13 protein-coding genes and 7 pseudogenes are annotated in these 18,351 nt (G+C 57.9%); 11 read left to right on the top strand and 9 right to left on the bottom strand.

Going from position 1 to position 18,351, the window contains the following annotated elements; translation table 11 throughout:
- Nucleotides 1-40 precede the first annotated feature (40 nt).
- Nucleotides 41-196, bottom strand: a complete 156-nt coding sequence (gene tnpB, locus NKG60_RS28630; protein ID WP_023743220.1) for an IS66 family insertion sequence element accessory protein TnpB — start codon at nt 194-196, stop codon at nt 41-43.
- Complete coding sequence (gene tnpA, locus NKG60_RS28625; protein ID WP_352976209.1) at nt 193-546, bottom strand: IS66-like element accessory protein TnpA; 354 nt, start codon at nt 544-546, stop codon at nt 193-195. The genes tnpB and tnpA overlap by 4 nt, the downstream gene beginning before the upstream one ends.
- Between tnpA and NKG60_RS32365 the strand changes: the two are divergent.
- Together NKG60_RS32365 and NKG60_RS32360 are read left to right on the top strand one after the other, a co-directional pair.
- Nucleotides 462-878: pseudogene (locus NKG60_RS32365) on the top strand (hypothetical protein); the annotation flags it as partial. The gene tnpA and the pseudogene NKG60_RS32365 overlap by 85 nt on opposite strands.
- Nucleotides 879-1,005: 127 nt before the next feature.
- Entirely contained in the window at nt 1,006-1,188 is a 183-nt protein-coding gene (locus NKG60_RS32360) for a hypothetical protein (RefSeq protein ID WP_502912343.1), read from the top strand.
- A gap of 181 nt (nt 1,189-1,369) precedes the next feature.
- Here the strand turns inward: NKG60_RS32360 and ocd are convergent, their stop codons facing one another.
- From ocd to NKG60_RS32355, 3 genes and pseudogenes are all read right to left on the bottom strand, one after another.
- Nucleotides 1,370-2,383 carry an ornithine cyclodeaminase gene (ocd, locus tag NKG60_RS28620; RefSeq protein WP_352976207.1) on the bottom strand — a complete coding sequence of 338 codons (1,014 nt, stop codon included), beginning with the start codon at nt 2,381-2,383 and terminating at the stop codon, nt 1,370-1,372.
- Nucleotides 2,384-2,456: 73 nt separating this feature from the next.
- Nucleotides 2,457-4,151, bottom strand: coding sequence for a M20/M25/M40 family metallo-hydrolase (locus NKG60_RS28615; protein WP_352976206.1), 1,695 nt, complete (start codon nt 4,149-4,151; stop codon nt 2,457-2,459).
- A 16-nt stretch (nt 4,152-4,167) separates the two neighbouring features.
- Nucleotides 4,168-5,158, bottom strand: a pseudogene (locus NKG60_RS32355) (transporter substrate-binding domain-containing protein).
- A 105-nt stretch (nt 5,159-5,263) separates the two neighbouring features.
- Here NKG60_RS32355 and NKG60_RS28600 point away from each other — a divergent pair.
- The 3 genes and pseudogenes from NKG60_RS28600 to NKG60_RS28590 form a co-directional block, all read left to right on the top strand.
- Nucleotides 5,264-5,677: an Lrp/AsnC family transcriptional regulator gene (locus tag NKG60_RS28600; protein ID WP_292665296.1), complete on the top strand. Its 414-nt coding sequence runs from the start codon at nt 5,264-5,266 to the stop codon at nt 5,675-5,677.
- 263 nt (nt 5,678-5,940) lie between these two features.
- Nucleotides 5,941-6,567: pseudogene (locus NKG60_RS28595) on the top strand (IS30 family transposase); the annotation flags it as partial.
- A gap of 35 nt (nt 6,568-6,602) precedes the next feature.
- Nucleotides 6,603-6,904: pseudogene (locus NKG60_RS28590) on the top strand (integrase core domain-containing protein); the annotation flags it as partial.
- Nucleotides 6,905-7,205: 301 nt separating this feature from the next.
- On the opposite strand, the pseudogene NKG60_RS28585 reads toward NKG60_RS28590, so the two are convergent.
- Nucleotides 7,206-7,565: pseudogene (locus NKG60_RS28585) on the bottom strand (transposase).
- Between the two features lie 398 nt (nt 7,566-7,963).
- Between NKG60_RS28585 and NKG60_RS28580 the strand changes: the two are divergent.
- Together NKG60_RS28580 and NKG60_RS28575 are read left to right on the top strand one after the other, a co-directional pair.
- Entirely contained in the window at nt 7,964-8,995 is a 1,032-nt protein-coding gene (locus NKG60_RS28580; RefSeq protein ID WP_352976214.1) for a class I SAM-dependent methyltransferase, read from the top strand.
- Between the two features lie 480 nt (nt 8,996-9,475).
- Nucleotides 9,476-10,816: a hypothetical protein gene (locus NKG60_RS28575; protein WP_352976204.1), complete on the top strand. Its 1,341-nt coding sequence runs from the start codon at nt 9,476-9,478 to the stop codon at nt 10,814-10,816.
- 316 nt (nt 10,817-11,132) lie between these two features.
- Here NKG60_RS28575 and NKG60_RS28570 read toward each other — a convergent pair.
- Together NKG60_RS28570 and NKG60_RS28565 are read right to left on the bottom strand one after the other, a co-directional pair.
- Nucleotides 11,133-11,396: pseudogene (locus NKG60_RS28570) on the bottom strand (transposase); the annotation flags it as partial.
- Between the two features lie 742 nt (nt 11,397-12,138).
- Nucleotides 12,139-13,176 (bottom strand): IS110 family RNA-guided transposase, encoded by a 1,038-nt coding sequence (locus NKG60_RS28565; protein ID WP_352976202.1) that lies wholly within the window; start codon nt 13,174-13,176, stop codon nt 12,139-12,141.
- 687 nt (nt 13,177-13,863) lie between these two features.
- On the opposite strand from NKG60_RS28565, the gene NKG60_RS28560 reads away from it, so the two are divergent.
- The 4 genes and pseudogenes from NKG60_RS28560 to ctlX all read left to right on the top strand — a co-directional run bounded on the left by NKG60_RS28560 (nt 13,864) and on the right by ctlX (nt 17,328).
- On the top strand, nt 13,864-14,601 hold the full coding sequence (locus NKG60_RS28560; RefSeq protein WP_352976201.1) for a class I SAM-dependent DNA methyltransferase: 738 nt from the start codon (nt 13,864-13,866) through the stop codon (nt 14,599-14,601).
- A 139-nt stretch (nt 14,602-14,740) separates the two neighbouring features.
- Entirely contained in the window at nt 14,741-15,529 is a 789-nt protein-coding gene (locus tag NKG60_RS28555; RefSeq protein WP_352976200.1) for a class I SAM-dependent DNA methyltransferase, read from the top strand.
- 74 nt (nt 15,530-15,603) lie between these two features.
- On the top strand, nt 15,604-16,149 hold the full coding sequence (locus NKG60_RS28550) for a GNAT family N-acetyltransferase (RefSeq protein ID WP_352976198.1): 546 nt from the start codon (nt 15,604-15,606) through the stop codon (nt 16,147-16,149).
- 257 nt (nt 16,150-16,406) lie between these two features.
- A pseudogene (gene ctlX, locus NKG60_RS28540) lies at nt 16,407-17,328 on the top strand (citrulline utilization hydrolase CtlX).
- Between the two features lie 873 nt (nt 17,329-18,201).
- On the opposite strand, the gene NKG60_RS28535 reads toward ctlX, so the two are convergent.
- Nucleotides 18,202-18,324 (bottom strand): hypothetical protein, encoded by a 123-nt coding sequence (locus NKG60_RS28535; RefSeq protein ID WP_352976195.1) that lies wholly within the window; start codon nt 18,322-18,324, stop codon nt 18,202-18,204.
- Nucleotides 18,325-18,351 lie beyond the last annotated feature (27 nt).

Genomic DNA, 18,351 nt, shown 5'->3' with positions numbered 1-18,351 from the left:
TGTGGCGGAGGCAAGCTGGGTTGGCCGGCCCTGACGGGCGTCAGGGCGGCTCCGCCACATAATCTCGCCCGACGCATAAATGCGGATCCCGGCCCAACGTCTCCTGAACCTGCAGAGCGAGGCCTTGCATTCCGCGACGCATATCGGTCCGGCCGACCGCCAACCAGATCCGCACCTGGCTCGGAACCGGGATCATGAAACGCCCAGCGCCTTCACCATCGCTGCCGCCAGTGTTGGCGGCGTGGTCAGCGGAATCCGCAGCCGCACCTTGCCGGCGACCTCCAGCTCGATCACCACTGGGGATGCCGCCGGCCGCGAAACGGCGACAGGCTCATCGGGAGCCACGACAACTTTGGCAAAGCCCGTCTCGCGGGCTCTCACCGTGCGGCGCCACTTATAGATCAGGCTGGTCGCGACATCGTACTGACGCGCTACCGCCGCCACTGTGGCCCCGGGCGCGAATGCCGCGGCCAGTATCCGGCACTGATCCTCTTCACGCCAACGACGACGACGCTCAGGCCCGGTCAATAACGTCACATGGCTCATGCTGTGCTGCTAACTTCGCTCGTAAGGGCGACCTTAAGAGCGCAGCCTCGCTACCGTGCCGTCCTCTCGCAAGGCGGCCTTCGCCGGAGGTCCGTATCAGCCTTGAGGGCGACAGCATGCGCAAGCAACAAGTAGCGCCCCTCTTGACCGGCGCCAAAACAGCGAAATCAATCACCCATAAATGCAACAAGGCACCCGAGGACCAACGTCATCAAACTGTCCGCGACTTACCGGAATTGTTGTCCGGTTTTTGCGAAATGCGCAAAGAGATCCAGACCCGCATGCTCGAGGTCTGCCAGAAGATCGCTGAGGACCACGTCCTCGTCTCGAGGGCGCCGATGGCGCGGCACGGACACCGGCTTCTCCTTCGAGCCGTGTTCCGCGTCAGCATTCCCGCTTCCGACGGCACGGCATTCAATCTCAAAAAGACAGGTCGAGTTTCTGGCAGAGCACTACGGATTGGCTCCTTCGGACTTCGGACGCGAGTTCCGCACCGCAAGCGAACGGTTCCGGATCACCGGCATCGATCCAAAGCGGCCACGCTACCCGATCTCCGCCGAGCGAATTCCCGACCGCAGAGGATTCAAATTTACCGCCGAAAATGTCGCCATGCTCCTCCAAGCTAAGGAGAACAAGCCGTGAAGTTCTCTGATCGTTCCGCAAGTTGGGCCAAAATCGCAGCTTCGGGCCGATTAGGCCTAGTAGCGCGACTTTGCTTTCCGAGCGTTGCCCCTTAAGCGGCTTCGTCAAAGCCCTCGACCATCAGCCGCTCAACGGCGACCGCAAAAAAATGGTGTACTCGCCGGATTCGATTAAACGAAGGCTACACTGCGCGAAGGTGCGCCTCGCAACGCAGCAGCATGCCGTAAAGATCACGCGGCTCGTCGGGGTCGGCCAACAGATCGAGATCGACATAAAGCCCGGTTTCTTCGAGCTTGCTGCGCACATACCGCAGCGCCGAGAAATCCTCGATAGCAAAACCCACGCTATCGAATAGCGTAATGACCCGCTCAGACTGACGTCCTTCACGCTTGCCAGCGATAACTTGCCAGAGTTCGTTCACCGGATAGTCCGCATCTAACTGCTGGATTTCGCCTTCGATGCGGGTTTGCGGCGGATACTCGACGAAGATGTCCGAGCGCAGCAGAATATCCTTGTGGAGCTCGGTCTTGCCGGGGCAGTCGCCGCCGACTGCGTTGATGTGGACACCCGGACCGACCATGTTGTCGGACAGGATCGTCGCGTACTGCTTGTCCGCGGTGACTGTCGTAATGATGTCGGCGCCCTCGACTGCCTCCTGAGACGAACTGCATGCCTTGATCGTGACGCCCTTGCCGGCAAGGTTCCTGGCGCAGCGCTCGGTCGCGCTCGGGTCGATATCGTAGAGGCGAAGTTCGGTCACGCCGACGATTGCCTTGAAGGCAAGCGCCTGGAACTCGCTTTGCGCCCCATTGCCGATGATCGCCATGGTCTTCGAGTTGGGACGGGCCAGATGTTTCGCGGCGATCGCCGACATCGCCGCCGTGCGTAGCGCAGTCAGAAAGGTCATTTCAGAAAGCAGCATCGGGTAGCCGTTGCCGATGTTTTTCGGATGGCCATTGACATATTTGAAGCCGTAGAGCGTTCCGTCGCTCGTCGGCATCAACTCGATCACGCCTTCTTTCGAATGCGACGCCACACGCGGGGTCTTGTCGAACTGTTCCCAGCGGCAAAAGTCCTCTTCGATCACCATGGCGAGCTCAGTGAGAAAGGTTTCGATTCCGACCTTCAGCACCAGCCTCATCATGTGGTCCACGCTGACGAAAGGTACGATGTTCAGATTGAAATGAGCAGTCATTGAATTCGATCCTTTTGGTTTAGCCCCTGCGCTCATGGCCAGGTGAGGCGGCTGCCTCACCTGCCTCGCAGCGTCATTTTCCTTGGCTGTTGTCGGCGAGGAATGTTCTGGCGATTTCGGAGACGAGATCCGGAAGCACCCCGAATGCGTAGGGCTCATGCACGCGTTCGAACTTCTGGTGGAACTCGCGACCCCAGGGACCGACATTGACCGTTGGGAAGCGCTGCGCATTCTCCGGCGGCCGATCGATCAGCCGCGAGATCGGCGTGTTGTCCGAAACGACCTGGTTCCCGCTTGCGGCCAAACCAAGGAAGCTCATGTCGGAGATGCCCTGGAAATGCGGCTTCCAGACCAGGCTGCGTTCGGGATCGTTGCCGAGACCTGCTCGCGCCTTCTCGATCGCCTGATGCAGCGCGCGGTCGTTTAGTTCGTTGAGGCGCAGACGGCTGGAGGGATAGTGGAGCCCGGAAAGGCCGATGACGATTGTGGGGCCGGACAGGCGGGCAATCCCGACCAGCCATTCCGTCAGTTGCCGCGTGAGCACCAGCGGATTGTCAATATGGGAAAGCGCTTTTTCCTGCTGCGCATAGAGCGCGTCGAAGCCTTCGCCGGAAACCTGTCCAGCCAGAGCGCGCAATTCATGGAATGTCAGAAGGCGCGGCCTTGCCGGAGTGGAGCCCGCGCTTCTACCGACGAGCCTGCCATATTCGGCAGACCGGGAGGCGAAACGGTCCACGGCTTCGGTGGCGCCGGACAAGACTTCCTGGCGGAAGCGGTCGAACAGTTCGTCCGCGGTCATCGCATGGTAGAGCCAGTTGAACGCGATCCAGAACCGCTCCGGCGTGGTCACTTCATATCCATCGCGCAGGTCCTTGGCTTCCAAGCAAATCGGCGGCGGCGAAATATCGTTCTCATCGCGATCCGCAAGCGCAGCGTTGCCTTCCAGGCGCGCCAGAATCCCGGTGGCCATGGCCTGCGCGCTGACGCCTTCGAACGGATAGCTGGCATGAGAGCTGCAGCCGATCACCAACGCAAAGGGCAGAAGCTTGCCGATGGTGCCTGCGTAAACGACGCGACCTTCGCTGCCATCACCCTGATCCGAGGTCACGTCCAGATTGATGCCGGCGGCAACCTCGATGTCGAATGCTGCCGCGAGGCTCGGCAAGGCATCTCGAAACGAACGCATGCCGCGGCTTTCACGTTCTTCGTCCGGCGTGGTAACGAGCATCAAATTGCCCTGCCGATCGGGGTCGGCGGCAAAGTCCTCGAGGCAGGCGATCGCAACCGCGAGGCCGCTCTTCATGTCGAGCAAGCCGCGACCGGGCAGGAAGTCGCCGCTCAGCAGATCCTGCAAAGCGCGCTCCTCCTGCTCGGAGCGGTCGTCTCGCCCCGAAAGGTTCTCGATCAATGCGTCCTTCAATTTAAGGCAGTCGCACGCCAGCGGCTTGAGTTCGTGATAATTGTCGGTCGAGACCGTATCGAAATGCCCCGCCATCACGAGCGTGCGCTTGCCCGTGCCGCGAACCAGGGCGACGACATTGCGGGTGAGTGGATCGCCATGGCTGTCGACCAGACGCAGGTCTTCGGGATGCTCGCGGAAGTAGGGAAGCTCGCTCAGAAGTCCCTGCAACTGATCGGCGAACTTGGCTTCGCCCGACGTGCCGGTTTCGCTCCGCCACGACGTAAGGCGCAGCGCAAGTTCCCGAGCAAGCTTGCTGTCGATCCGGGTTCCGGTTCGAGAAACACTCTTTTGTTGTACGTTCGTCATCCAGTTTCTCAGCTTTTCAGTTCGGCAGGTGTTTGCGAAGGAAGGCGCGCGTACGCTCCTCAAACGGGTTGGACAGGACCTGACGGGGATCGCCCTGCTCAACGACAACCGCCGCCATCCATGAACAGGACGTGATCGGGCACTTCGGCGGCGAACCGCATCTCGTGCGTCATGATCAGCATGGTCATGTGTTCGGCGGCGAGCTGCTTCGTGACCTGGTTGACTTCGGGTCGAGGGATCAAACAGGATGACTTCGGCTGCATAGCGGATGTCCTGGCCGCCGATCCACTTTTTCGAGATGCTTCGTACGTACCGTCAGCCATCATATCGTTCAGCGCCTTCTGCATGGCGGCGGCGAGCTCCGGATTGTTTTTTGCGAACTGAGATCCCGATATCGTAGCGGGGAAGGTTGTCGTCCATGACCTGTTCGACCAGCGCGTTGCTCTTGGGGATCGCCACGAACACCGGACGTCATCTGCAACGATGGCATCGTGGGACGATCCTTGTAGTTCCGGATTTCGAATATGTTTTGATCGCGCGCCCATTTCTCGGCAGCCTCGCCCAACGTGACGCCGACCGGCTTGCCCTTTAGCGCGTCGACGGTGACGCCGGCGCCCTTGCGAACGAAGGCAGCAAGGCCGGCCGGAGCGGTAGTAGGGACCGACGAAGTCGATGGCCTTCTTGCGCTTTTCAGTGATGCTCATGGAGCCAATGATGGTTTCATAGCGACCGGTAACGAGACCGGCGATGATGCCGTCCCATGCGGTCGTCACGATGTTCGGATCGGCCTTCAGGCGGCGAGCAATCTCGGAGCCAATATCGACGTCGAAACCGACCACTTTGTTGTTTTTGTCAACGAAGCTGAAGGGTTGAAACGCGCCGCAGAGAGCAACCGACAACTTGCCGGCGTTTTCGATCTTCTGCAGGTCATCCGCCTCGGCAGCGGTGAAGGGCAAGCAGATTGCAGCAGCCACCAGAACAGCGGAAAAAACTCGGTTCAGTTTCATGCGGAATCGTAGAACGTTTACGGGGAACAAAAAAGAACACAAGGTGCTTGATATTCTCAACAGGTGCCGAAATAGTAACTAGAATGACGAAATTGGAAGTAGTCCATGGACGATCTCGATAGGCGGCTGATCGCAGAATTGCGCATCAATGGCAGGGCTTCGGTGCCGCAGCTTGCGCAGCTTCTCGGAGTCGCCCGAGCAACAGCCCAGAAGAGACTGGATCGTCTTATCGCGGGCGGACATATCAAGGGGTTCACGGTTCGTCTGAAGGACGACATCAGCAAGGATCTGATCAAAGCATTTATCCTGATCACGGTAAGCGGCTCACCACGGCCCGCCGTTGCAGCTATCAAGCGGCTCCCCGGGGTGGCGTCGCTTTCCAATACGAATGGCGTTTGGGATGTAATCGCTGAAATCGAGGTTGCCACGATGTCAGAATTGAACGAGCTCATCTCAACCGTTCGGGCGACAGACGGCGTCTCGAAGAGCGAAACCTTTATCTTGCTGGGCCCTGCATGATCTGGCTGGGCCCTGCATGATCTGGAGCCGGACGTTCGTGTGATTCTGACGCAATGACAACCGATAGCAAACCTGAGGATTACTCCTAGTTTCGAGCTTCAAGACCAAAAGTGACCGACGCAGATTTGAATTCGAAGATCTTCTCTGCGGTGGCATGAATCTCCCCGGGATCGACACGACACCGACCATTCTGACGTATTGACCAGAGAACAACTCGGCGGGAAAATTGGACGCCCACATTCGCGGAGACTTCGGTGCCCATTGACACAGGAAGGGTGCTGCGGGTGCCGAGGGCGCGAGTACGAACGCGCGGCAAAGGCTTTGTTTCGCCGGAGATCATGATCAGCCAGCGTCCTGCTGAAGCAGTCGATCGGGCGGAGCCAGGGCACTGGGAAGGGGTGACCTCATCTTGGGCCTCGGCAGCTCGGCGATAGGCACGCTGGTCGAGCGCACAACGCGCTTCACGATGCTGTTGCATCTTCCGCGCCTTGTCGGTCACGGTGACGCGCCGCGCGCGAAGAACGGGCCTGCGCTCGCTGGGCCATGGTGCTGAGGCCGTGCGCGACGCGAGCACGCGCACCATCATCACCTTGCCCGAAGAGGTCCGCCGATCGCTTACCTGGGATCAAGCCGAGATGGCTCAGCATGCACGATTGAAGATCGATGTGGGCGTCCAGGTCTACTTCTGCGATCCGCAAAGCCCGTGGCAGCGCGGCACCAACGAGAACACCAATGGACTGCTGCGTCAGTACTTCCCGAAAGGAACCGATCTGAGCGTGCACAGCACCGACGAGGTCGCCGCCGTGGCCGCCGCTCTCAATGCCAGGTCGCGAAAGACGCTCGGCTGGAGAACGCCAGCCGAGGCCCTTGACGAGTGGCTGATGCAGGTAAACAAAATCCGCGTTGCGCGCGACCGCTTGAATCCGCGCAATACGTCTCGATCAAATACACCGAGCGGCTGGTTGAAGCTGGCATCGAGCCCTCGGTCGGAGCGTCGGTGATTGCTTCGACAACGCGCTGGCCGAGGCGATCAACGGACTCTACAAGGCCGAGGTCATTCACCGGCGCGGGCCGTGGCGCTCCTTCCAGGCGGTCGAGTTCGCAGCGCTGGAATGGGTGGACTGGTTCAACAATCGCCGGCTGCTGGAGCCGATCGGCAACATCCCGCCGGCCGAAGCCGAGGAGCGCTACTACGCCATGCTGGAAGAACAGGCCATGGCAGCGTGATTCTCAAACGAGACGGCCTCCGGCAAACCAGGCGCGGTTCATAAGAGTCGCGATCCACCTCAGCGCGCTTTCGCCACCCGCCATTCTGCGCGACGCCAAGCTAAAAACGCTCTGCATTATGGGCAGATCTAGTAATGGGGAGCTGGCTTGCCGGCATCGGCATTTTTCGGTGAATTGTAGCGCTCATTGTCTCCATAACGGCGCGGTCCTGCGCCTCCGTAGGCTCGGCCACCAATGGCCGGTCACAAACGGAGACGAACATGCGTCGCAATCAGGATCGGCAGGCGCTGGCCCGCGACAATCATACCGCCCCTCGCAGCGCTCGGACCGAAGCTGCAACCCGCTCCACCGCCACATCACCGAACCTGCGCATGACCTCAGCGCCGATTTCAAACCTCCAGTTCCCAACAGGGGGGTCAAATCCTCACTTCGCTTGACAGCAGCCGCAACACCTTCGGCAGTGGCAAAGCTGACATGAGATCCGCCAGCAGGCTCAGAAGGCCTTGGCGCGCATGCCGCCGCCAATCCGAAGGCTGATGGGAATAAGCCCATGCCGCCGCGCAACGCCCACAACCCGTGCGCCAGGCTGAAAACTCTCAGCTACGATCCGGGCCTTTACATCATCAGGCCACCGCCGGTTCCCCCAACAAGGTTGGACAATCTCGCAACGACCAACAAATCATCTGCACCATCCGCCATGCCAGCCTCCATCTGTTTCCGAAGGCCTTCTGGCAGACACGTCACGCGTGATAAACGTGCAAAATCAATGGGTGCAGACGGAGCATACGGCGCTTCACCCTTTGTCGGATGTTCGACGATGTCGGATATGAGACACGGCGTTAACAGAGTTATCGCATTGTTCTGAATGATCTTTCATTTGGCACGACACATGCATCGCCATCCGCAAACTCACTGCAGCGCAGATGCGGCAGTTCTCAAGTAACCAGTGTTCTCCAATGATTTGTCGTTCCGGCACACTGAGCGGCAATCGGAGATACAGCCGCACCGTGCTCTCGGCGGGAAGCGGTGACGACGATAGAGCGTGTAACGGTGAGCGAAATGGGATCGCAGATAGAAGACTTTTTCCTAGAATGCAATAAGGCACCGCGATTGAATGAAATGGCCGAGTTCTTTTCGGCGACCGCTGGGGGACGATCAGGAGTTCCGATCAAGTTTCCGAGCGTTGATACACGCCTTTTCCAGGGGGATGTGTCGCTGGAAAGCTTCGCTAACGTGCATCGCCAGCTTTGGGGCCATTTCAACCCTCATTTTTTTTGCAGTATTCCTTATAGTCTTGAGGAGGAGGTCCGCCTTGGCGATGCATTCTTACGATATGGATGTGCTATTGGGAATGTTGGCAGCCCAGCTCGATTCTATGTACTGGGCGGCGCCGAAGGCACACTCGCTCGAACGGTGGCCACGTTAGGGAAAGGAAAGATTCAGACGCTTTCGTGCAGTCCGAATAAGGAAAACGAGGAGAGCTTCTTTCTTCACGGACGACCCGCGCACGCAACTTTCTTCCTCGGCCCATTCCATCACTTGACCAGGAGCCGAATGGCGGAGACGCCGGAACTCAGTCATTTTTCTGACAGGTTCGATATCATCTTGGAGGATACAACGTTTCAAATGTATTCTTCTAATCGCACGGCGCAGATTGGCTTTGTGAAACGTCATTTGAAAGACGACGGGGTATTTCTCTTCTTAGAAAAATTTTCGCAAGCTGAGTCCGGCGGGTATTTGCGTCGTGAGCTTCAGAAAGATCACGGATATAAAGCGCGTTTCTTCAATCCCGATGATATCAAAAGGAAAAATGAGGTCATTCTCAAACAGATGAACCTCAACGAGACGACGCTTGATGATATGTCAGCAGCATTGGCCGCGTATTTCAAATATGGCTGCGTGACATGGAACTGCGGCAATTTCTACACGCTTGCTGCCAGCAACAGCGCGGACAATTTGCGGCGCCTAATTTCAACGATGGCGCCGCCCTGCATTCCAAATGAATATGTCTACATAGAAGCTCCCGCTTCTCTGCCGGGATTAGCCTTTGATCTATCACCATTCCGAAGCTTGGGAACGTCCACTATATGAGTGAAGCCGTTCAAGGGTCGACGCCTCCTGCCGTGCATCGTTTACGATGGGCGCTTTCTTGCCCAGTACCCTTGCGTCAGCATCGGCGGCTTTGGCGCAGTCGACCGGCGATTGGCTATCGCGTGCGATACCAGCGGATGCCGGTGCCCGCCGGCCGGAATCTGCATCGATGCCAATCTCCAGCGCATAATCCCGTTAACCTTCATTGGGTGGATGAACGGCAGTCCGAACCCTGACAATGGGATCGGGTTTGTTGTGTATGGGCCAATCGCATTGGCCGATGTTGGAGCAGGCGTCCGTGGCCTCCGGTACTTGGCGTCATCATGGTCGAGGCATGGGCAGCCGATAATCATCCGTCGACTACGTAAACCTGATTCAAGAACCACGGGATGAAATGCAATGAAATCGTTGCCTCCAAACTCCGTAGCCGAAGCGTTGGTGTGGCTTATGCCGTACATTTCGCGGTACTCGACACTCCCAATGCGTGCGTATGCGCATGCCGTTTATGACGCAAAACCAGCCGCTGCCGATCCTATCCGAATGCATGCTCTGAAGCAGATGGAAATGCTACTTGCCGATCGCGCCTTACGTTTGGGTTATGGGCATCAACAGATTGAAGAACTCGGCAAACAGCTTCGCAGCCGACCGGTCATTCAGACCGGTCCACATTGTCATCTGATTTTTGAACCCGATGCGTTCTACACACATATCTTTAGTGCCGCGGGCCTTCGCTCACGTAACGACAGCTGGTATGTGTGCTATTCGGCTTCGACTGTAAAATTCACCGAAAGCGCCAAGAAAGGGCCCGGTTGGCTGCGAATAGGTGATCGAACCCTCAATGTATTCGGATTGTCGCGCAGCAAAATGGATCCATTCAGTATCTGCGGCCGTCACGCACAACAGCGGTTTGCACTGACGAGTTCCGAACAGCCGACCGCCGCTAATCAATTGATCGAGCAATTGCAAAAGGCCTTACCAAACGGCGAGTTTCCTTCGGCCGCCGATGCTATCAAGACAGCCAATCAGAGCCTCTGGCGCCGCTTCTGCGTATCGAACTTACAGCTACTGCAAATTGACGATCTGGACGTGGCGGACCTTGTTGCCCAGCATCTTCGCGAGCCGTCCTCATGGCTTTCGTCAACGCTGTTCGGACAAGGCTCTTTTGCGAAAAGCCTGCTTACTCATTTGAGGTCGTTTGATTGCGGCCAATGGGCCGGCTGGGCGAAGATGACAACCGACTTCTTTTGGCATTTGTCAGAAGGGCGCATCTTTCCCCTTCGACTGCACGGTGGCGTGTTTGTGAACGCAGGCGGGACCTTCTCGCTGCGATGCGCACCTGACGCGCTTCTCAAATCCTTGGATGAGCGTGAGATCATACCCAGTCTGTTCCTGTCATTCTTGGTGACGTCAATACTTCCTGGACTGCGGGTGCTCGGCGGCAGTCGCCAGATCGTCTACTATCCAATTATGCGCCATGCCTTCTTGTCTGCCCTCGCCGACTTTCCGTCACCTGCAAATCATAGCCTAGCCGCCTCGGTGAGGTCCGATGAAGAGCCAAGTATGTGGGGGCATCGCACGATCTCGCCTGGGCCTATCGATCCGTTCAGTTTGATCGCGCAGTCTGGTTCGTCCTGTTTTGAGCAGTTGATCGACTGCTATGGCGGGATGCCTTTGAGCGAGGCATGGGGCAGCTTACCAGCATTCAATGGCGATCCCCTATGGCAAATGCTGTGCGAGCGGCTTGCTCTGGCAACAGATCGCCCCATGTGGCTCCTTGGCGATCGGCAGTCAGATCGCCGCGTAACTTCCTGTTTCCTTTAATCAGTCCGCGATTTTCCTTGTCTCAGTCTGAGGGTGCACTCCACAGCTGTCCGCGAATTAGCTAGCGGAATGGGTGTGCGCGAATTTCTGAAACACGCAGCTCGGGAATAGTGATGACGAAACAGTCGATCAGCATGCCGTAAGCTCTGTGCAAAAAAGCGGGCTTTGTGCCCGAACCGTTTATTGGGAACGGCGTGCGCGGATCTCATCATGGCCTGGCTGCAACAGCAGTCCACTCGCGAGAGGCCGGATACATTTATGCAACTGGAATCGTCGGCGGCGATGTCGCGAACCCTTGCACGGACGGCGCGGACCATACATTTTTTGCGGCAACATCCTTCAGGATCGCGTTGTCGAGCATCTGCTCGGCCAGGAGCTTCTTCAGCCGGGCGTTCTCATCTTCCAGAGCCTTCAGGCGACGGGCGTCGGACACGTCCATCCCTCCGAACTTGGCCTTGAACTTGTAGAAGGTCGCTGCCGAGATGCCATGCTTGCGGCAGACATCAACCGTCTTCGCGCCGGCCTCCTGCTCCTTCAGCATCCCAATTATCTGTTCCTCAGTGAACCGCGAGGGTCGCATCGTCCGTCTCCGTGATCGACGTACTCTACCCAAATCTGGAGGAAGTTCAGGGTCTCAGGTCAGGCGCTTTCTCCATCATCTGTTTGAGCAGGCGCCGGAGCTCCTGGTCGCAGGTGAACTGGCTCGAAGGTTTGCCGCGCTGCCGCGCTCATCCGCGGCGATGACGGTGCGGCCCTCGACCAATGGGTCGCCGATGCCGCCGGCACCGAATTGGATGCTCTGGCCAGGGGCATCAGACGCGACATCGACGCCGTCAAAGCGGCCATCACCCATCCCTGAAGCACAAGTCCGGGTCGAAGGTCGCATCAACCGCCTCAAGACACTCAAGCGTCAAATGTACGGACGGGCCGGATACCAACTGTTGCGAAGCCCCTGTTGGCAGCCGCCTTAACGCTCCAAGCGGAGATGGCGGAGGCCGGAAGCACTGACCTGCACCAAAAGTGCGGAAGGATCCCAATTGTCGCGCTTCTCTATTCGGCGTGTTGAGGTCAAGCGCTATCGAGCTTTTCCGTGTCTCCGGCGTTCTGACGTCTTTCGCAGGGCCTTGCTTCTCTCCGGGATCGGCGTTTCGCCCTCCCAGTATGGGGTCAGGAGAATGAGGCGGCACAATCTACACATCGTCCTGGTCGGGGTGCGACCGGCACTAGCGCGACAACGAACTCGCCTCATCCATCGTCCCGCGAAGGACGTCCGTCCGCCAGCAAGCGGAACTCTCTGTCTCTCTCCTTCCCAGCCTTCTGGATCAGATGGCTGACGCCATGGTTTCCCGCGTCCAGTGGAACTCGGTGCCGTCCAGCCACATGCGATGCATGACGACTCCCAGGCGACGTGCGAGCGAGACAATTGCTTTGCGCATCCCGCGCCGCTTGGCGACGTTCATCGCCCAGGCCTTGAGCCACGACCATTTCGTCACGCGAGTCATCAGTGTTTGGGCAGCCTCATAGAGCAATGTTCGCATCATGCTATCCCCGCAGAGGGAGATGCATCCAACGCGCTTGCTTTCGCCGGACTCGTCGAGCTTCGGCGTCAGCCCCAGGATCGGCCCCACCGCCTTCGAGTTTCTGAACCGCTGTGGAATGTCGATCGTCGCGGTATACGCGAGCCCCACCACGGGGCCGACACCGGGAACCGTCATCAAGCGACGGCAGGTCGTCTCATTCCTAGCGATCGTGAGCACATTTTTGTGCAGGCGAGCAAATTCGGCACGCAGCTTCCGCCGGGCGGCCAGCAGCGGCTCCATGATCTCCTTGAGGTCGGGCATGCCTTCGACGAGCTCGCAAATCCGCTCCTCGAACTTCACCGTTCCCACAACACCGACCTTGAGGCCGAAGTTGCGCAGAAGGTCGCGGATGTCGTTCTCGATGGCGATCGCCTTTCCCTGCAGCAGCTTGCGGGCCATCAAGAGTGCCCGCCGCTTCTGGCTCGTGAGCGTCTTCACATGCACCGGGCGGTACAAGTTGACCCGCATCATCTGCGCGATGCCGCGCGCGTCATTGCGATCGGTCTTGTTCGGCTGCGCCTTCAGGAACGCTTTCACATGACGCGTCTCGATGCAGATAACCGGCAACCCGGCGCACGCCAGCCCCTCGAAAAGCCATTGCGACAAGGGCCCGGCCTCGAGACCGACCTGTTCAATGTTCAAGGTAGGATCCTTCAGGACGGCGAGGAGATCGTCGGAGTGGCTGACGACCTTCACCTCGCGACAAATCTTGCCGGTCTCGTCGACAATGCAAACAGAGGTCTCTTTCACCGAGACATCGAGGCCGATAAAGTGCTTCATGCTGCGCTTCCTTTCCTGATGCTTGTGGCTGTTTGGACAGACCACGTTCTATCATCAGCTCGAAGCGCAGCACCTTCTTGCATCACCGTTGAAGAAGGGGCGTAAGCCGAATACCCCATCTACACGGCCGGTGCGAAATGGGTGCGAGGACCATCTGCGGCTTGTTTTGCGGGCCGTACGCTCAGCATGATCCAGACGGCGACAACAGTCCCTTCTTCTTCAGTTCGCCGTTCGCCACGCCAGGTGTAAATCTGCTGCCGCGTCACATTGTGCCGATGACCCACCTCCGTTACCGTTAGCCCCAGAAACCCCAATCGACCTGACAATGTCGAGGTTCTGTTCATCACTCATCGATGCCGCCGCTCCTGCCCAAGAATTGTCACACGCATCGCAAACCTCGCCTAAGACACGTCGCAAGACGTCGTTAAACACGTGTCTTAGGCCATCACGACGATAGCGGCAGGCGGTGACGATCGGACGGTTACTTCGGTTGTGTGGTTGTGTCGGAAACCAGTCAAAACCTTGCAGTAGCGAACAGCAGAATCGGGCACGCAAAGCCACCTTATTGAACCAGAACCACTTTTCGCGTTGGCATAGATGTTGCGCTTCGACTCGTGACGTTCACTCGGACGACTAACGTATGGAAACAAGAGAAGAACTCACGAACCCCAAACAGGAGGCCCCCAAATGACTGACGACTTCATCTACGGCGAGAATTGGGCTTCAATGTATGAAAAATTTACCGTCATGCGAGGTAAGAGTGATGAGGTCGGCGAGACCGTCGCCTTTCTTGAACGATTTTCCAGCGGAGGGAGTGCTCTTGAACTTGGTGTTGGCGACGGACGCGTCGCGGTGCCGTTGAGCGAGCGCGGCGTCAGGGTCGAAGGTATCGACAATTCGGACAGCATGTTGAAACTTCTCGCCAAGCGCACCGATCTGATCAAGTTTTGGAAGGCGGATATTGCGAATTTCAGGTCAGAGCAACGCTACAACCTCGTGTATTGCGTTTGGAACACGTTCACGCTGGCCGTCACGCGCGAAGCGCAAATAGCTTGCCTCCGATCTGCCGTGGAGACGTTAGATGATGGAGGGGTTCTGGTGATAGATGTGGGCGTGCCGCCCTTGGATGGTCTCGTCAGCGGCCAGAAAACTAGTACTCTGCTCGTGGATCATGAGAATACGGTCCTCAATGCGGCCGTCCACGATCCACTAAATCAGACCTTCGTTTCAACCCTCCTCTGGTTTTCTGGTACATCGGTCAGACGTTTACCGCATCGCGTTCGTTACGTTTATCATCAGGAACTCGATACCATGGCCGAATGCGTTGGGCTGGAGCTAGCGGAGCGTTGGGGAGATTGGGCGGGAGGTGCGTTCACCCAAGGGTCCAGACGTCACATCTCAGTTTACCGCCGAACTAGCCTTTAGCCCGCGACTTTCGGGGCCGATCTTGGATGGGTGATCTCCAAAAGGCGTAAGACAAGCCCCGATTCGGATATCGCTTTGTGTTGCTGGGCTATCGCAGCTTCAGAATACATCCTGATAATAATCATTACGGAGATGCATCATGGATAATGTCCGGCGAGAGAGTGATGATGTGTACACGGATTTTGGTGACCATTGGGGTGATGTATATGACGATTGCGCGGATGCGCTAAACAAAACTGTAGAGACCGCGAAGGCCGTGGCATTCTTAGCGGGACTTGTCGGAGGGGGTACAGCGCTAGAACTCGGATGCGGTAACGGACATATCACGTTGCCGCTAGCCAAGGCGGGACCGCAAGTCCACGGTCTCGACAACTCCACTTGCATGCTGTCGTTACTTGAAGAAAAGGATGACCAACAATTAGTAAAAACACATCACGCCGATATGGTGAACTTTGATCTAGACAAACGGTTCGACCTTATTTATTGCGTAAATAATTCATTTACGCATATGCTGTCGGCCGACCGCCAATTGGGGTGCTTACAGTCCGCAATGAACGCCTTGGATGATGGTGGGCATTTCGTCATACACCTGAGTTACCCAAACACTAATGACTTCACAGGTGTTGGCAAATACGGTGATCAACGGACGACTGTTTTTCACGTAGACGAACATCGCACCCTGGTCCGATTTACGCGCCACGATCGGCATAACCAGCTGTTTATTTCGCAAGATCTTTGGATCACCCCAGGGGGTATACGCACTCTGCCCACCAAGCTCAGATACGTATATCCTTCGGAACTGGAACTTCTCACTCGTTTCGTCGGCTTGGAACTGGTTGAGCGTTGGGGTGATTGGGAGCGGCGGCCAGTTGACACCTCATCCTGGAGCCACGTGTCGGTCTATCGAAAACGTAGACCGATCGCCTGAAGGAAGCCTTTGGGGATGAGCGAATAGCGGGCGTGTAAACCCATGGGCTGTTGCCGCATAATCGGAGAACAGAAATGACAAGATATGAGACATCACGATTGATCCTCACACGCCTTTTCTCCGAGCACGAGGACCTACTGTTCAACCTCCATAACGATCCGCTTGTCCAAGAGCTTCTTTATGATAGCAAACCCAAGAGCATAGAGGACGTTCGCGAAATGGTCGATACGTCTCTGGCCCACTGGAACGAACACGGTTTTGGATTTTGGATGGTGTATAAGAAGACCGATGGTTGTCCCTTATTCATTGGCCGCTGCGGTTTGCGTGTCGTTCAAGGCACCGACAATATTGAATTGGTTTATGTGTTCTCGCGGGAAGGAGTGGGGCAGGGCATGGGCCCAGAGGCCGCGCGCTTTGGGATCACTCATGCTTTAGCTAACTCAACCAAAAAAAAGATTGTTGCGTTCATTGCGCATCACAACGAGCGATCTAAGCGAGCAGCCAAAAAGATAGGGTTGCGCTACGTTGACGATCGGTACCGCAACAATGAATTGTTGCAGTACTACGAAATGTCCCGCGAAGAGTATTTTTCGCGGCCGCACCCCAAGTATACAGCATAGATGTCATGCGAGGTGTTATACCGCGATTATTTGCTACGGCAGTTTTGATGTTCTCCCCCTAGATCTATTGTGAATGCCTGAAACGGTCGACAGCGTCGGCTCCGCCAGCGAGGACTTTTCGGCGCTACCCCAGGTACGAGAGCGGCTTTCCGGAGAGGATTTCTGCCAGCGCCTCGACATGATCGATGACCTACATGACCCGCGCCGCCCTCGCGGCCTGCTCCAATGCGTTCGCTAACCCGATCGGAATCTTTCCCATGGCAGCACGTACAGGATTCTCGGTTCAGGCCCCTTCCGCCGTGGTTATGGTCCGTCCGCATCGTTTCACGGTCAATATCGAGACTGCGGCCGACAATCGCTTTCAAATATCGCATGATGATGCTGGCGATCTGTCGCCGCTCGCCTATGCGGAGATCACTCGCGCCGCTGCGCTGCTTCGAGAGCAGGGCATAGTGGTGCATTTGTTCGAGAGCGAAGACAGCGACGCTCCGGATTCAGTGTTTCCGAACAACTGGTTTTCAACCCACGCTGGCGGTTACGTGGCGATCTACCCGATGAAGGCCTTGAGCCGCCGCCGTGAGCGCCGGAGCGATATTATTGACATGCTGAAGAGCCGATATAGGGTGCAGGAGGTGATCGACTATTCTGGCCTTGAGCCGGATGGGCTCTTCTTGGAAGGTACCGGGTCGATGGTGCTCGATCATATTGATCGGGTCGCCTATGCGGTAAGATCTGAGCGCACCGATCCAATCGCACTTGAAAAGTTCTGTGCCCAGTTCAGTTTTGAGCCGATGGTGTTCTCGGCGAAGGACCCCAGCGGGTTCGACATACGTTCTGATGTGCGTCGCGACCGATTTTGCCATGATCGGGCTCGACATGGTCACGGACTTAGAGATACGGCGCGAAATCGTCCATCGGCTCGGACGCACCGGTCGCCGGGTAATAGAGCTCACCAACGCACAGATTGAGAAGTTCGCAGGTAATTCGATTGAGCTCCTGGGCGCGGACGGGCGTATCTTGGCCCTGTCGACGACCGCCCTCTTGGCATTGACGACGGACCAGATCGACATCATCGGCGAGAGCGCGCGGCTGCTGCCGCTAGCAATTCCTACGGTCGAGCTGGCCGGCGGTTCCGTGCGATGCACGATTGCTGGCGTGCACCTCACGCCCCGGGATTAGACGCGGTCCGTCCGCTCCGACCAACCCCGCGCGAACGGCTGGCGCTGCCAGCGCCTGCAACGCTTACGGGCGCAACTGCAACTCCCGCCCATTGGTCGCGAACACGCGATACGCGCGGGCGATTGCGCGCGCCGTGCCGACGCCACCTCCCGACGGCACATCGAGATCGCGCGCATAGATGCGCTCCTAGTCCTGACATAACGCGGCACGAGGGTTCGCGATGAGCGCGCGACGGGTATTCGAGCGGCGATTGAACGAGTCGAGCGTTGCTGGGTTTGGCATCGTTCGACCCAGCGGTGATTGGGCATGGCGACGCATATTTATCGGAACGCCTCGATCATTACACCTACACCGGCCGGATGGCTCAAAACCGATGCCGCTCGCGCCCGATCAGCTCGCGACGATTGTGCGGCAGGCGATCGCTTCGACTCGAGGGGGGAACGCGCCGCTTCTGGCTGACCTTCCCGCATGAGGTGGCGCGCAGCGGCCGCCGAGGTGGCCTCGCCTTAATCGAGATATTTGCCGAGGACGAGCTCGACGGCGTGAAGCCGGCGGAGCTTGGCTTCTCTGCTGGTCGGCAGGGTCGGGTCAACCGGCGCGACCGCCACCTTGGTTCCGCGCGTGGTCCTCGACCTCGTGCTAGCAGTGACGCCGTAGCTCTCCATCCTGCTCCTGGAGGGCATCGTCGAGCCGCAGCTGCGGCCCCACGCCGTGGTGTTGGGTGTTGGCCGCGGATACGGCCGATTACCGAGCGGTTTCCGAGCGCCTGGGAGAGCGGATTCTCGAGCTGTGAACGAGGTCTCTGATAACACGGCGGCGCTCCAGCGCATCCTGCCCGAGCACGAGCGGGAGCGCCGGTTCACGAGCGCCACTTCAGCAGGACGCGGTAAGCGCGACCGACGAGGCGGCATCGATCTTCTTGCGGGGCGCGACACGGCGCTGGCGACCGTGCCCCTCCGCGAGGACGCGGTCATTGAGCATGACGCGCGCTGTCATCGACAGCGACGTAACCGGGCGCGCGAC

The organism is Mesorhizobium sp. M1428 (genome assembly GCF_040317515.1).
Classification (GTDB): Bacteria; Pseudomonadota; Alphaproteobacteria; order Rhizobiales; family Rhizobiaceae; genus Mesorhizobium.
Note: the sequence above shows the minus strand (reverse complement) of the source record. Positions and strands in the feature narration are given on the sequence as shown.

Coding starts and splice junctions, on each gene's coding strand:
- tnpB (WP_023743220.1), bottom strand. CDS start 196: ATGATCCCGGTTCCGAGCCAGGTGCGGATCTGGTTGGCGGTCGGCCGG.
- tnpA (WP_352976209.1), bottom strand. CDS start 546: ATGAGCCATGTGACGTTATTGACCGGGCCTGAGCGTCGTCGTCGTTGG.
- ocd (WP_352976207.1), bottom strand. CDS start 2,383: ATGACTGCTCATTTCAATCTGAACATCGTACCTTTCGTCAGCGTGGAC.
- NKG60_RS28615 (WP_352976206.1), bottom strand. CDS start 4,151: ATGACGAACGTACAACAAAAGAGTGTTTCTCGAACCGGAACCCGGATC.
- NKG60_RS28600 (WP_292665296.1), top strand. CDS start 5,264: ATGGACGATCTCGATAGGCGGCTGATCGCAGAATTGCGCATCAATGGC.
- NKG60_RS28580 (WP_352976214.1), top strand. CDS start 7,964: ATGGGATCGCAGATAGAAGACTTTTTCCTAGAATGCAATAAGGCACCG.
- NKG60_RS28575 (WP_352976204.1), top strand. CDS start 9,476: ATGCGTGCGTATGCGCATGCCGTTTATGACGCAAAACCAGCCGCTGCC.
- NKG60_RS28565 (WP_352976202.1), bottom strand. CDS start 13,176: ATGAAGCACTTTATCGGCCTCGATGTCTCGGTGAAAGAGACCTCTGTT.
- NKG60_RS28560 (WP_352976201.1), top strand. CDS start 13,864: ATGACTGACGACTTCATCTACGGCGAGAATTGGGCTTCAATGTATGAA.
- NKG60_RS28555 (WP_352976200.1), top strand. CDS start 14,741: ATGGATAATGTCCGGCGAGAGAGTGATGATGTGTACACGGATTTTGGT.
- NKG60_RS28550 (WP_352976198.1), top strand. CDS start 15,604: ATGACAAGATATGAGACATCACGATTGATCCTCACACGCCTTTTCTCC.
- NKG60_RS28535 (WP_352976195.1), bottom strand. CDS start 18,324: ATGACAGCGCGCGTCATGCTCAATGACCGCGTCCTCGCGGAGGGGCAC.